Genomic DNA, 13338 nt, shown 5'->3' on the forward strand with positions numbered 1-13338 from the left:
CTCCCGTCACGTCATCTCCGTTAAAGGTTCCGACGTACTGCTCAGAGGCTTGCTTCAGGGAAAAGCTCTTGACTCCTTTTCAGCTGCCGGAGTTCTCTGTGCAAGAACATGTTCCCTTACTCTTCTCATCATCGCGTTTGATTATTGCCTACATAATACCAAATCATTCCCATTTTTGTAAACGGCGATTCAAGGCATCGATCATTTTTATGTATTGCAGATCTCCTAGTCCATAGTGAGGAAATAGAGAGAATAATTGTTGCAATAAGTCATCCTGAGACAGACCCAAATGTTTTCTTATATAATCAGTGATTTTATTATCTTCCTTTAAATATTCTAAATATAATCTAATTCCCTGGTACATCACAGGCATTAATTTAACTTCAGGTAGACGATGATAAATCAAAACTTGTTCATAAATTTCTTTATAACCTCCTAGCAATATCTCCGTTTCTTCCACGTCATAAGTCGTCTCCTTAACCATATGAAAAAACACTTTCCCTTTATATCCCTCTTGTTCTAGAAACGCCAGTGCAGTCAGTAAATTCATTTGACAGAACATGTCATCACCAAACCATAAAACAATACATTTGTATTGGTTTTCAAATAGAGGTTTCAATGGAGTCACGGTAATCGTCTCGTAATCTTGTGTAGACACCTGATGTCCGGAAGCCCTGATTTTTATAAATTCATCACTGAAGATCGTAACAGTAGTATCATTTGAACACATCGCCTCATTAAAAGGAACATAATCACTTTTTTCCATTAACTGATGTTTATAAAATTCTTCATACATCATCTGTCCATTTAAGATATTCAATAGATCTTGATCAAACTGATCATATATTTTATTTTGTAGAGCTCCAATTTTTAATTTCTGTGAAATGTCCATCATAAAACCGTCCTTTCTACTATTGATATTAAGTTTCTTTATGGTGTTTCCAGTCAATCATCTCCTGCATCGTATTGTTCATAAGCACCCCCTCCTACATTTATTATAAATGAAAAGAATATCGTTTTTTTGATATAAGTTGTGTTGCTTATATGACGGAGGTGTATGGAAGGTGCGAAATCGGGTGCATAATCATAAAGAAAAGCAGCTCTCTTAAACAAGCTGCTTTCTCTTTTTATTAGTGGCTAAAGCCATGATCAAATAATTCCCTATAACCTAGCCTAAAAGAAATCCTTTTCCGAGCGGATCAGCAGGATCCACAATAAACTGGTGTGTGCCTGTGATGAAAGCTCTCCCCTTAATTTCGGGGATAACGGCTTCCTTATCGGCCACATACGTCTTCTCCAGAATTCGTCCGGTGAATTGACTATTCACGATGCTTTCATGGACAAAATCTTGGTCGATGTCGAGCTCCCCACGTGCATACAACGCTGCCATTCGTGCGCAGGTACCCGTTCCGCAGGGGGAACGGTCAATTTGGGCATCAGCGAAAATCGTCACATTACGCAGATGTGAACCATCCCTACGTGGCGAATCAGAGACGATAACGCCGTAAATGCCCTGCAGTTCCGGTTCCAACGGGTGTCTTACCGTAAGGGTGCTTTCGATGTATGCTTTAATCGCTGAGCCCCACTGTTGTAGATCCGGAAGTTTGGCAATATCGACCGACGTCCCAATGTCCTCCGCTTTGACAATCGCATAGAAAGCGCCCCCAAAGGCAATGTCAACCGTAAAGGACTTGCCTTCAATCACCACTGGATAGTCTTGGGCGTAAACGAAAGAGGGAACGTTTTGGAATGATACCGACTTCACTTCCGTGCCTTCGTGATCGGCATGCGCAATCACTTTCCCGGCCGGGCTATCGATAATAATTTGTGAGCGGTCTTCGGCTGCTGGGAGAAGTCCCAATTCGAGAGCTGCCGTAACGACAGCAATAACGCCATGGCCGCACATCGTGCTGAAGCCTTCATTATGCATGAACAAAACGCCAAAATCGGCGTCAGGACTCACTGGCGGAGTCATGACACAGCCGTACATTCCATGATGACCGCGTGGTTCATACATGAGCACTTTGCGAATGTAATCGTAATGTTCCCGGAAATACGCTCTTCTGGCAAGAATCGTATCGCCTTTCAATGGAGGAATGCCTCCCGTAATAATGCGCAGTGGTTCTCCGCCGGCATGCGCGTCAATCGTCGTATAATACTGTTTCAGTTCCATTTTCAACGACCTCCTTGTTTGGATTACCCGTGATCTTCCGCTGGCGGAATTAATAAAAAGCCTTCTGGATGCTCATCGTCTTCATGTATAAAAAATGTGTGCATCCCCATAACCCAGGCCGAGCCTTCAATCTTTGTCGTCACTGCAGGATAGGGGCCGACATGCGTTGTATTCACGATTCGAGCCCGGAAGAGCGATCCAACAATGCTTTCATGAACGAACTCTTCATGGATGCCTATTTCCCCGTTCGCAAACAATACAGCAAGCTTAGCTGAAGTTCCCGTACCGCAGGGTGATCTGTCAATGCCGCCAGGCGGGACGATGACGGTATTTTTCACGTCTGCTTCCGGATGCGACGGGTCTGAATAAAATTCAACATGCGTTACACCTTTCATATACAGCGCTTCGGGATGCATTACCTCGATAGATTGGTTGATTGCTTTGCGTATGCTCACTGCTTTGGCCACGATCGTGTCCGCATTCGATGGAACCAACTCAATGCCCAGTTTTCTGGCATCCGTTATTGCATAAAAATTGCCACCGTAGGCGATGTCGCAATCAACGCTCCCTACTCCTTCCACTTCCACATTCAGTCGTTTGTATAAAAAAGCGGGGACATTCTGAAAAGCCACACTCAGTACTTTCCCGTCCCGCACCGAAAGTTCCGCTTCAACCAGTCCGGCTGGGGTGTCGAGCTTCACATATGTTATTGGCTCCGTAACGGTAATCATGCCGGTTTCGACCAAAGCCGTGCATACGCCGATGGTATCGTGTCCGCACATCGGTAAATAACCGCCGGTTTCGATATAGATGACCCCGATATCCGCATCCGAACGACAAGGTTCCACGAGTACAGCGCCCGACATCACGCCATGTCCTCTCGGTTCATACATTAATATTTTCCGAATCCAATCATATTCGGTTTTCATATGAAGCATTTTTTCGGACATCGTTGCTCCAGACAGCTTGGGAATGCCGCTGATGATTGTTCTTGTGGGATTGCCTCCGGTATGCGTATCTACGGTCATAAACACTTTTTTGCTTTTCATGCATGATTCACCTTCTTCCGAAATCTCTCGAATTTTAATGGCTCAGTTGAAATAACCGTGTCAGGCTGTTCCGTTATCATTTGGCTCATCAGTTTGCCCGTTACCGCTGCTAAACTGATGCCGTCTCCTTCGTGACCTGCAGCAATATAAAATCCGGGAACCTCATCGACTGCCGATACAATCGGTAAATGATCCTGTGTCCATGGCCTGAGCCCTGTATAGGTACGGATGACGTGGAAATCGCCGATTTTTGGATAAAAGCGGAGCGTTCTTCTCGCCATCGTACGAATCGCTTCCATATTTACCGTCGTGTCAAACCCGACAAACTCCCTGCTGCTGCCGATCAGAAAATTTTGGCTCTCCGTGGGCTCGAATACGAGAGCTACTCCGTATTTCTCTGTTAATGGATCGACCTTACGCTCACCACCGAACTTGGAGATCAAATAACCGAACTCCATCACTTTGCGCATACCGACTGGCACTTGGCGGGAGGCTACAATCAAATGTCCTTTTCGCGGTACGATCGGGATATCTATGCCAACCATTTGGCCGATAACTGGCGCCCATACCCCCGCTGCGTTCACGATTTTTCGGGCTGAAAAATCACCCTGAGTTGTGCAAATCTTGAAATCAGCCGTTAATGGATTTCTCAAGATGGACTTAACCTCTGTATTTAAACTGACACGAACCCCGTATTTTTTTTGCGCATCGTCAAATAAGGCAAAGGTAAGCAGGTACGGATTAACGGTGGAGTCCGTTCCGCACTCCAATCCTCCAGGAAGGTCATCTGCAAGGAAAGGAGATTCCTGCCTTATATCCCCGCGGTCTAGCATCCGGAATGATAGCCCGAGCGCCTTCTGCCTGTTTACCCATAACTGCGCCGCCTCCATTTCCTCATCCGATTCACAGACGAGAATGCTGCCTGGCAACCTGTACTCGAACGGACTGCTGAGCTCCCTACTCAGTTCATCAATAATGCGTTGGCTGGTAAGTGACATTTGGCTGTCAAATCCAGGGTCTTTGTCAATAGCAAGAATATTGCCATCACATCGTGATGAGGTTCCGCTCGCGAGCTCTCCTTTTTCAAGTACAATGACGTTCACCCCCTCTCTGCCCAAAAAGTATGCAATAGCTGCACCGATAATCCCGCCACCGATGATGACGACCTCGGCATGGTTCACACCCATAGCCACGTTCCTTTCCAGTAGAATCATCAACTTCAAACTCATGTTCAAGTAGCAAGTTTTATGCCACACCAGATGAACTGGTCTGTTTATAGGAGAATCGAAAATTTACAAGTTATAGGACGACGTGTATAATTTAACCAATATGTTAACCCATATAAAGCGAGGTAAGCCCAATGAAACACGAAGCTCCTGCCATCATCGATCTTATCCGAACCAATTATTGTTTTATAGAAAATAATATTGATACCAGACATCGTTTGGAGCTATCTTCCTTGCAATCGGACCCGGAAATGATTCTATTTTTTAGGGATGGAAATCAGCTTTATGTTTATACAGGAACCGATTGGTCGAACGGTATGGAGCTCGATAGCATTCCTTGGCAAACTACAAGATCGGTCTGCAAAGAAGCGACGATGAAAGAGATTATTCCGCTCTTTCAGGTAAGCGATTACATTTTGGTGAATGAACTGAATGACCAACCTATCGGTTATGTCACAGCCGCTGACGCGCTTGCAACTTGTTATCAAGCACATCAATATTTGGAAGCATATTTTGAGGCCATGATTGAGACTATGGATGCCTCGGTTTCCATGATTGATGATCAGGAAAATACCGTCGTATGGACTCCAGGTGCCGAACGGATTTTTTCAATTAAGGCGAAAGACATCTTAGGCAAGCCGATGCCTGAATTTTTTCCCGTCGATATGCTGCAAATCTTAAAGACACATCAGACCGGGGAAGGTGTCTTCCAGAAACTGCACCAGCCGCGGCCAGACATATATGTTCTGATCAACTCGAATCCGATTCGGCTCAATGGGAAAATTATCGGTTCCGTCGTTGCGGAAACGGACATTACCAGCGAGGTAAGATTGAATCAAGAACTGTTTAACGCAACATCCAAAGTTCATCAGCTTCAGCAGCAAATGGCTCACTTAAATCCGTCATCCGATCCGTTCAGCCAAATCAAAGGAACAAGCAAAGCTATTAAGCGCACAGTCGATATGTGCAGAAAGATCGGATCGACCAAGGCGACTGCTCTTATTCTCGGTGAAAGCGGAGTAGGCAAAGAGCTTTTTGCCAAGGCTATTCACGATATTAGGGAGAAACCTGACGCTCCTTTTATAGCCATCAATTGCGGCGCTATTCCACCATCCCTGTTTGAAAGCGAGCTTTTCGGGTATGAAAAGGGAGCATTCTCCGGGGCTGATCTTAATGGCAAAAAGGGAAAAATCCAACTTGCTGCAGGCGGCACCTTATTTTTGGACGAAATCGGTGAAATGCCTCTCGATATGCAAGTCAAACTCCTGCGCGTGCTTCAAGAGAAAAAATTTTATGCGGTAGGCGGAACCAAGCAATTAAATGCCGACTTCCGGGTTATTGCTGCTACCAATCGCGATTTGGAAGATCAGGTCAAGAAAGGGGACTTCCGTGAAGACTTGTATTACCGGTTGAATGTCGTTACATTAGTTGTCCCCCCTCTTCGAGAAAGAAGAGAAGACATTATTGAATTGACTCATTTTTTTCTTAACGAGTTTGCCTTAAGCTATAACCGATTGATCCAAGACTTTCCGCAGGAAGTTCTCCTTGATCTGCTCCATTATCATTGGCCGGGTAATATCCGGGAGCTGCGGAATACGATTGAGCGATTAGTCGTTTTTTCATCTGACGGTACGATCGAGAGGGATTATTTACCAATGTCGATTTTATCAGATAGAAACGGCAAGGAACTCCCCCAAGCTGAAACAACTACGGGTGCGCTTCTAACGATGCAAGAGGAGCTCGAAGCGCATGAAAAACAGATCATCCTGTATGCACTGAAAATGGAAAACGGAAACAAACAGGCTGCCGCCAAAAGACTTGGCTTATCGCGGGCAACGTTGTACAACAAAATGAACAAGTTCGGTATCACCGATTAAGGCACTAAAACAACAAGTCCTTATGTCATAGAGATCTGCGTGCCAACGCCAGCCAACAACGCCCGATCATAGATTGCTTTGGCAACGACGACATCCATAGCAGCCAGACCCACTGATTTGAACACTGTTGTTTCGTCATGTCGCTCACGGCCCGGCTTCAATCCGCTGACAATCTCCCCGAGTTCTGCGTAAATAGAGGCCGGATCAAAGAGTCCTTGCTTTTCGGGAATGATGAAATCGCCCGTTTCCTCTAATGCCAATTCCCTGGATTCAACGACGATTTTGTCGGCATGGGCGATCAGGTGAGTCGGTAGTTCTTGCATATTTGGACGGAAGGATCCGACCGCATTTACATGGACCCCCGTAGGGACTGCCTCTTTGTTGAAAACAGGATGCATGGAGTTCGTAGCGGTGACGATAATATCGGTTTCCCTAATAGCTTCGTCTGCATCACTGGCAACTGTTATCTTAAGCATTCTTTGCTCTGATTCGGCAGATTCCTTCAGTTCGTGCGCCAACTCAAAGGCTTTGTGCGCATGCCGATTATACAAGCGGATTTCCTCAATAGGACGTACTTCTCTTATGGCTTGAATGATTCCTCTGGATTGCGCCCCAGTTCCAATGACGCTTAGCACTTTCGCATTTTCCTTCGCCATGAGCTTGCTGGCCAGGCCTGATGCGGCACCGGTACGGATGACCGTCAAATAAGATGCCTCCAGGATGGCCAGCGGCTCCCCCGTTTCAGTGTCTGCAAGTACCATCAAACCGTAAATCGTCTGTTTTCCCCTGGATGTATTATTCGGAAACACCGAAACGAACTTAACACCCAAGCTGTTTGCCGCTTCTACAAATGACGGCATAAATAACGACGTTCCCTCCGATTTTTTCATATAAAGAGCTGTACGGATGGGAGTGATGGCGCGCTGCCCCGAATACTCGGACAAAGCAACGCTGACTGCATCAATGACTTCCCCCATTTTGATTACTCTGCCTTGATCATTTGAAGACAAAAATAGCATGGAGATCTCCTTCCCCTCTTTTTGTGAGTAGAGGGCTTCTCCCCCTCTCGTTTTCTTAATGCAAAGTACATACCAACTCATTTCGCGCAAATAAACGAGATATCATGTCTAATTCTCTTTACAAAACACGGCTGTCATTTCAAATTTTAGACACTGATATTCAAAACAATATTGTTTTACGTTGACATAAAGCTGGCATTTTTTTTGCAAGGAAAATAATGTAGAAATCAATTTGATATAAATTGGGAGGAATTGATGTGCAAACAAGAATTGAAAAGCTTAGGGAACTGATGGAAACCCTCGAACTGGACGGCATGCTGATCGAGAGCCCAAGCAACCGCCGTTATATCACCGGATTTACCGGTACCGCAGGGACTGTGCTAATCTCTAGAAATCAAGCTAAGCTGATCACTGATTTTCGTTACGTCGAGCAAGCCGGTGCTCAAGCAATCGGATTTGAAATCGTTCGGGTGTCTAAAGCTTCAATGATTCAGCAAATTGCCGATGAAGTTTCGAAGATGAACATGAACAAATTGGGCTTCGAAAAAGAACATCTCACCTTCGGTACGTATCAGAAATTGCAAAATGCGATCGCTGCCGAGCTGGTCCCTGTTGCCGGAGTCATAGAGAACCTGCGCATGGTTAAATCCGAAACTGAAATTGGCTTCCTTCGCACTGCCGCACAAATAGCCGACACTTCGTTCGCCGAAATTCTTGAACATATTCGTCCCGGACTCACCGAAAAAGAAATAGCCAATACCTTGGAATCAACCTTGCGCAAGCATGGGGCTGACAGCTCCTCTTTCAATTTAATCGTCGTTTCCGGCCATCGCTCCGCCCTTCCTCACGGCTTGGCCAGTGAGAAAATCATTGAAAATGGCGATATGCTTACGTTCGACTTCGGCGCATATTACAAAGGCTACCGCTCCGATATCACGAGGACAATCGCCATCGGGAAGCCCGATAAACAACTGCAAGATATCTATCAGATTGTGCTGGAAGCAGAGATGAAGTGTATCGCCCTACTGAAGCCGGGAGCATTATGCAGCGAAATCGACACCTTTACGCATAATTACATCGAATCGCTTGGATATGGTGAATACTTTGGTCATGGCACGGGTCATGGTATCGGATTGGATATCCATGAAGAACCCTTCTTCTCGACCACCTCAGAAAAAGTGCTGGCTCCGGGTATGATCGTAACAGTCGAACCCGGGATATACATCCCTAATCTCGGGGGTGTCAGAATTGAGGACGATGTACTGATCACCGATACGGGATATGAAATAATTACAAATGCTTCAAGAGAGCTTATTGTTTTGTAAACAATTATTGAAACCGCTGTCATCTTCACGGAGCAATGTCGATCCGCTCATGCTGTATGTGTATAAAATGGGAGTTCAAATGACGCAAGATACCGGACGAAAGTTTATTTTTCCAGTTATATATAATTTGAACTAAAGTTTAACCATTCGCCTTCTTGATTCATGTTGTTAATCAAAGAAATAGGTACCTATTCTTTAGTTCAATTTATATAATTGGCGAGATATTTGCTGGAGAAAGTTTTAGATCTTGGTTGCAAAGCAGAACAGGAAAGGATGGTATCTAATGGAATCCCAATCAGTAATCATTTGTCGATGTGAAGAAGTGGACTTGAAGCAGTTGCTTGAAACGGCCGAACGGTTCTCCTGCTCTTCACGCGAATTGAAACTTCGTTCACGGGCAGGCATGGGATATTGCGGCGGTCGGACCTGCCGCTTGCTTGTCGATTCGATTGTACAGCAGCTCACAGATACGCAGACATCCAATGAAATACCGCTCAAACATCAGCCACCCGTTCGTCCTGTCACATTTCAAAACTTGGGAGGAGGTCTTTCATGAAATATGGTCGCGTTACGTATCATCCCGTATTGGGGACTCTAGACAAGCGAGAAAGCCTCCGCTTTCTGTTCGATGATCAAGAATTCGAAGCTTATAAGGGAGAAACAATCGCGGCAGCCTTGCTTGCCAATGGTGTACGTACACTTCGCCGTCATGAAGAGACCGGTACGCCCCGAGGCATTTATTGCAATATCGGTCATTGTTTCGAATGCCGCGTGACAATCGATGGGATAACCGGACAACGAGCTTGCCTTACAGTGCTGAAGGATGGTATGAATATTCGTTCAGGTGAGATGCTTCCTACTCCATTAAAGAAAGGAGCCCATTAATAATGACAGATGTTCTTATTGTCGGTGCTGGTCCTGCTGGCTTATCTGCCGCTATTTCTTGTGCGGAAAGAGGGTTACAGGTTCAAGTCATCGACGAATTCATGAGACCGGGAGGTAGACTGCTTGGTCAGTTGTATCAGGAGACAGACGGCTCCTGGTGGAACGGGATCGAAGAAGCGGCCAAACTTCAAGATAAGGCCGCATCACTTGGCGTCGTGCTTAAACTTGGCATATCCGTTATCGACTTAAATCAGTCGGAAGACGGCTGGATCGTTTATACATCGACCGGTATCCTTAAAGCGCCGGCCCTTTTACTCGCGACAGGCGCAGCAGAAACGGCTTGTCCTATTCCGGGTTGGACGCTGCCTGGCGTCATGTCCATCGGCGCCGCTCAAGTGATGACGAATGTACACAGAGTCCGCGTAGGTATGCGCGGAGTCATTGTAGGGATTAATGTACTGTCGATGGCGATTGCGCACGAACTTGAACTCGCGGGCATCAAGATTGCAGCCATGATGCTTCCCGCTAAAAATATGATCAACAAAGATGTGGGGGATCCTAGAAAAGTGATGCAGTCCATCGTCCGTCTCGGTCATCTTGCGCCATCTCCCCTACTTCGCCTCGGAAGTGGTTTAATGCGTTATTCCTCTCTGCAATCCTTGGGTCTTCACTTATATCCCAAACGAGGTTTTAAGGTATGGGGGATTCCTGTCCAGCTGCGTAAAGCTGCAGTAGAAATTGAAGGCATTGAGAAAGTCGAGAGCGTACGGGTGGCCAATATATCGCCAGAAGGCGATATTGTCCCGAGTACTTCTAGAAGCTTGCCGGTCGATTTCGTGTGCATGGCCGGTGGCCTTTATCCTTTAGCCGAACTGGCGGCAGTCGCCGGCTGCCCGTTTCGGTATGTCCCTGAATTAGGAGGACATGTTCCACTTCACAATGCTCGAATGGAAACGCCGCTCGCAGGCCTGTTCGTAGCTGGCAACATCACCGGCATTGAAAGCGCCAAGATCGCTGCTGCTCAAGGTTCCATTGCCGGGTTATCGATCGCGGCTTTCCATCAAGTCAGCGGAACTGAAGAAGATCTGTTGGAATCCATTCAAAATCTTCGAATAACCCGCGAGAAGGCTTCGATCCAGTTTCACCCTCAAGTCGCCGATGGACGGCGACGGCTGGAGTCGATGTTCAGCGAGAACTTCAGTTAAAAATGCGGCAGGGAATAATTCATTCCCGGCCGCATTTTTTTAGATAATTTATATCTTTTTGAGGTCTACGCAAAGGATTAATCGCAAGAAAAATTACCGCTAAATGCGGTCCTCGCTTCATAGAAGTACGTCGGTAGACGTTTTTCCTATAATATGAACTACGTATAACTTATTCCGCAAGTTTTTACTTCGCTATAGAAATCCAGCGCTGCTTGCCCTTGCTCTCGCGAGTGTGAACTTGACATTTTCATTCCGCCAAAAGGTGACTGATACTCCACACCGGCCGTTTCTTGATTGACTCGAACCATACCGGCTTGCGCATCGTCGAGAAAACGCAGACCGTTCGATAAATCCCTTGTGAACACTGAAGCGCTTAGGCCGAAAATCGATTGGTTACATAAATCAACCGCATGTTCGTAATTATCAGCCTCCAGCATGACGGCAAGTGGACCGAAAATTTCCTCTTGAACAAGTGCATGATTGCTATCGATGCCTCTAACAAGAAGCGGATAAACGTAATGCCCCTGGCATTCAGTCACTCTCTGCCGGCATTCGGCGATCACTTGAGCTTGTTCGCGGGCCATTTGCACGTAAGACATGACGCTTTGATATTGAGATGATGAGGCGACAGGCCCTAGATATGCAGTGGGATCAAGCGCCGGCCTAATGTTTAGCGACTGGATCGCTTCCTGCATCGCTTCGGTAAAAGCAGGTGCGATTTCACGTTCCACGATAATGCGGCTCGTTGCTGTGCACTTTTGCCCTGCCGATCGGAATGCCCCGCTCAGGATGGCCGGCACCGTTTTTTCCAAATCCGCGTCTTTCAGCACAACGGCTGCATTTTTCCCGCCCATTTCCGTCTGGTATTTGATATTACGTTTCGCGCACGTGGATGCAACATGCAGGCCGGTGCCGGTTGATCCGGTAAAGCTGACGGCATTCAGATCGCATTCCTCCAGCAGCGTGTCGCCAATTCGACTTCCTTTGCCAATGACGAGATTTAACACACCGGCTGGCAGTCCGGCGAAATGGAATATCTCCGCGATTTTGGTTGCCGTTAGAGACGCATATTCCGCTGGCTTCCATACGACTGTATTTCCACATATCAGAGCGGGGGCTAATTTCCAGATCGGTATTGCCACGGGAAAATTCCACGGCGTAATCAGACCGACAACGCCTAACGGAACACGCTTCGTATATTGCAGAATGTTCGTATCATAGGCCGGAATCACACTTCCGAACGAACGTACACCTTCCGCCGCATAATACTTAAGCAAATTTACACCCCGAGTGACTTCGCCTTTCATCTCCGTAATCGGTTTTCCCATTTCACGGCTAGCCAGTGTAGCCAATTCTTCGAGATTAGTTTCTAGCGCCACCGCAAGACGTGAAAGGTGTTCCCCACGTTTAGGAGCAGGTAGTCCCGCCCAACCTGAAAATGCCATGCGTGCTGCCTGTGCGGCTTGAAGCACATCGGACTTGCCAGAGAGATGAAGAACGCCTACTTGTTCCTGTATATCTGACGGGTTCATAACGGCGAGGCTTCCTTCCGTCGGTGTACTCCACTCCCCGCCAATCCAGATTCTGCTCTCAAACATAAAAAATCTCCCTACCTTTATTTATTCTTGAACGATTTTAATGGGCCGGTTGACAGCATATTTGTACGCTTCGTGAACTGCAAGCCGGTTTTCTTCCTGAAGCGGCAGCCTAGGAGGACGACTCGGTCCAGCCGGTTGACCGACTAAATCCATTACGTATTTGATCGCCTGTACCAGGCGCGGATTGGCATCAAAATGGAATAAAGGCAATAAATAGCGGTAAAGCTCAAGCGCTTCGTCCACACGGCCCGCTCTCGTCATGTTAAAGACCTCGATGCTTTCTTTCGGAAATGCATTGGCGAATCCGGCAATCCAACCGGTAGCTCCTGCCAAGGCACCTTCGAGCGCAAGATCGTCAACGCCAATCATCACTTCCAAATCGGTCTCCCGAAGAATGTCGTAAACCCGGCGCACGTCACCGGAAAACTCTTTTACAGCAACGATGTTCTCGAATTTAGACAGCTTCTGAAGGATGCGAGGTGTCAAATCAACAGGGTAATCATAAGGATTGTTATATACGATAACCGGCAATCCCGCATTGGAAACCGCCTCATAGTGAGCTATGACCTCATCTTCAGTAGGCTTATAATTGATTGGTGGCAGCGCCATAACTCCTTCTGCACCTTTTTCTTTGGAAAACTGGATCAGTTCGACTACTTGTTTGGTGGAAGGCGCTGCTCCTCCGATAACTACCGGCACACGTCCCGCGGCTGCGTCGATGGTTGCCGTGATCACCTGAGCTCGTTCTTCGCTTGTTAGAGTGGCATACTCGCCCAGCGACCCTGTCGGAACAATCCCGTCAACGCCCTCCTGAATCAGCCAGTCAACATGCTCTTTCAAACGTTTGAAATCAACTTCATAAGAAGCTGTAAAAGGTGTTACAGTTGCAACATAAATCCCTGGGAATTTGCTCATTTTTCGATTTCTCCTCTCAATTTTTATGCTGATTCTTGTACAAGTGCAAAGTTTGTTCGAGTACGC

Annotated in this window: 12 protein-coding genes and 1 other annotated feature (1 of these 13 running past the window's edge); of the genes, 5 read left to right on the plus strand and 7 right to left on the minus strand. The window is 46.7% G+C overall.

The genetic code is table 11. The annotated features are described in order from the left end of the window. Positions 1–141 (minus strand) — a binding site (T-box leader) (it extends 113 nt beyond the left edge of the window). Positions 142–163: 22 nt separating this feature from the next. From MUG84_RS17200 to MUG84_RS17215, 4 genes are all read right to left on the minus strand, one after another. Further along, positions 164–895, minus strand: a complete 732-nt coding sequence (locus MUG84_RS17200; protein WP_244726947.1) for an AraC family transcriptional regulator — start codon at positions 893–895, stop codon at positions 164–166. A gap of 273 nt (positions 896–1168) precedes the next feature. Beyond that, positions 1169–2173, minus strand: coding sequence for a proline racemase family protein (locus tag MUG84_RS17205; RefSeq protein ID WP_244726949.1), 1005 nt, complete (start codon positions 2171–2173; stop codon positions 1169–1171). Positions 2174–2196: 23 nt separating this feature from the next. Further along, positions 2197–3222, minus strand: coding sequence for a proline racemase family protein (locus MUG84_RS17210; RefSeq protein ID WP_244726951.1), 1026 nt, complete (start codon positions 3220–3222; stop codon positions 2197–2199). Then, the gene (locus MUG84_RS17215; protein ID WP_244726953.1) at positions 3219–4436 is read right to left on the minus strand and encodes an NAD(P)/FAD-dependent oxidoreductase; all 1218 of its coding nucleotides are present in this window, start codon (positions 4434–4436) and stop codon (positions 3219–3221) included. Before MUG84_RS17215 ends, MUG84_RS17210 begins: the two co-directional genes overlap by 4 nt. 146 nt (positions 4437–4582) lie before the next feature. Between MUG84_RS17215 and MUG84_RS17220 the strand changes: the two genes are divergently transcribed. Beyond that, on the plus strand, positions 4583–6325 hold the full coding sequence (locus MUG84_RS17220; RefSeq protein WP_244726956.1) for a sigma-54 interaction domain-containing protein: 1743 nt from the start codon (positions 4583–4585) through the stop codon (positions 6323–6325). 20 nt (positions 6326–6345) lie between these two features. Here MUG84_RS17220 and MUG84_RS17225 read toward each other — a convergent pair whose 3' ends face one another. Continuing rightward, positions 6346–7344, minus strand: coding sequence for an ornithine cyclodeaminase family protein (locus MUG84_RS17225; RefSeq protein WP_244726958.1), 999 nt, complete (start codon positions 7342–7344; stop codon positions 6346–6348). Between the two features lie 257 nt (positions 7345–7601). Between MUG84_RS17225 and MUG84_RS17230 the strand changes: the two genes are divergently transcribed. The 4 genes from MUG84_RS17230 (at position 7602) to MUG84_RS17245 (ending at position 10759) form a co-directional block, all read left to right on the plus strand. After that, positions 7602–8669: a M24 family metallopeptidase gene (locus MUG84_RS17230; protein ID WP_342346127.1), complete on the plus strand. Its 1068-nt coding sequence runs from the start codon at positions 7602–7604 to the stop codon at positions 8667–8669. A 283-nt stretch (positions 8670–8952) separates the two neighbouring features. Further along, positions 8953–9225: a (2Fe-2S)-binding protein gene (locus MUG84_RS17235; protein ID WP_244726961.1), complete on the plus strand. Its 273-nt coding sequence runs from the start codon at positions 8953–8955 to the stop codon at positions 9223–9225. After that, complete coding sequence (locus MUG84_RS17240; RefSeq protein ID WP_244726963.1) at positions 9222–9554, plus strand: (2Fe-2S)-binding protein; 333 nt, start codon at positions 9222–9224, stop codon at positions 9552–9554. Before MUG84_RS17235 ends, MUG84_RS17240 begins: the two co-directional genes overlap by 4 nt. Before the next feature lie 2 nt (positions 9555–9556). Continuing rightward, a complete protein-coding gene (locus tag MUG84_RS17245; protein WP_244726965.1) occupies positions 9557–10759 on the plus strand; it encodes an NAD(P)/FAD-dependent oxidoreductase in 1203 nt (400 codons plus the stop codon). A gap of 158 nt (positions 10760–10917) precedes the next feature. Here MUG84_RS17245 and MUG84_RS17250 read toward each other — a convergent pair whose 3' ends face one another. Together MUG84_RS17250 and MUG84_RS17255 are read right to left on the minus strand one after the other, a co-directional pair. Then, positions 10918–12357 (minus strand): aldehyde dehydrogenase family protein, encoded by a 1440-nt coding sequence (locus tag MUG84_RS17250; protein ID WP_244726967.1) that lies wholly within the window; start codon positions 12355–12357, stop codon positions 10918–10920. Between the two features lie 21 nt (positions 12358–12378). After that, positions 12379–13272 carry a dihydrodipicolinate synthase family protein gene (locus MUG84_RS17255; protein WP_244726969.1) on the minus strand — a complete coding sequence of 298 codons (894 nt, stop codon included), beginning with the start codon at positions 13270–13272 and terminating at the stop codon, positions 12379–12381. Between the last annotated feature and the right edge of the window lie 66 nt (positions 13273–13338).

The organism is Paenibacillus mangrovi (genome assembly GCF_022898935.1).
GTDB lineage: Bacteria > Bacillota > Bacilli > Paenibacillales > Paenibacillaceae > Paenibacillus_AQ > Paenibacillus_AQ mangrovi.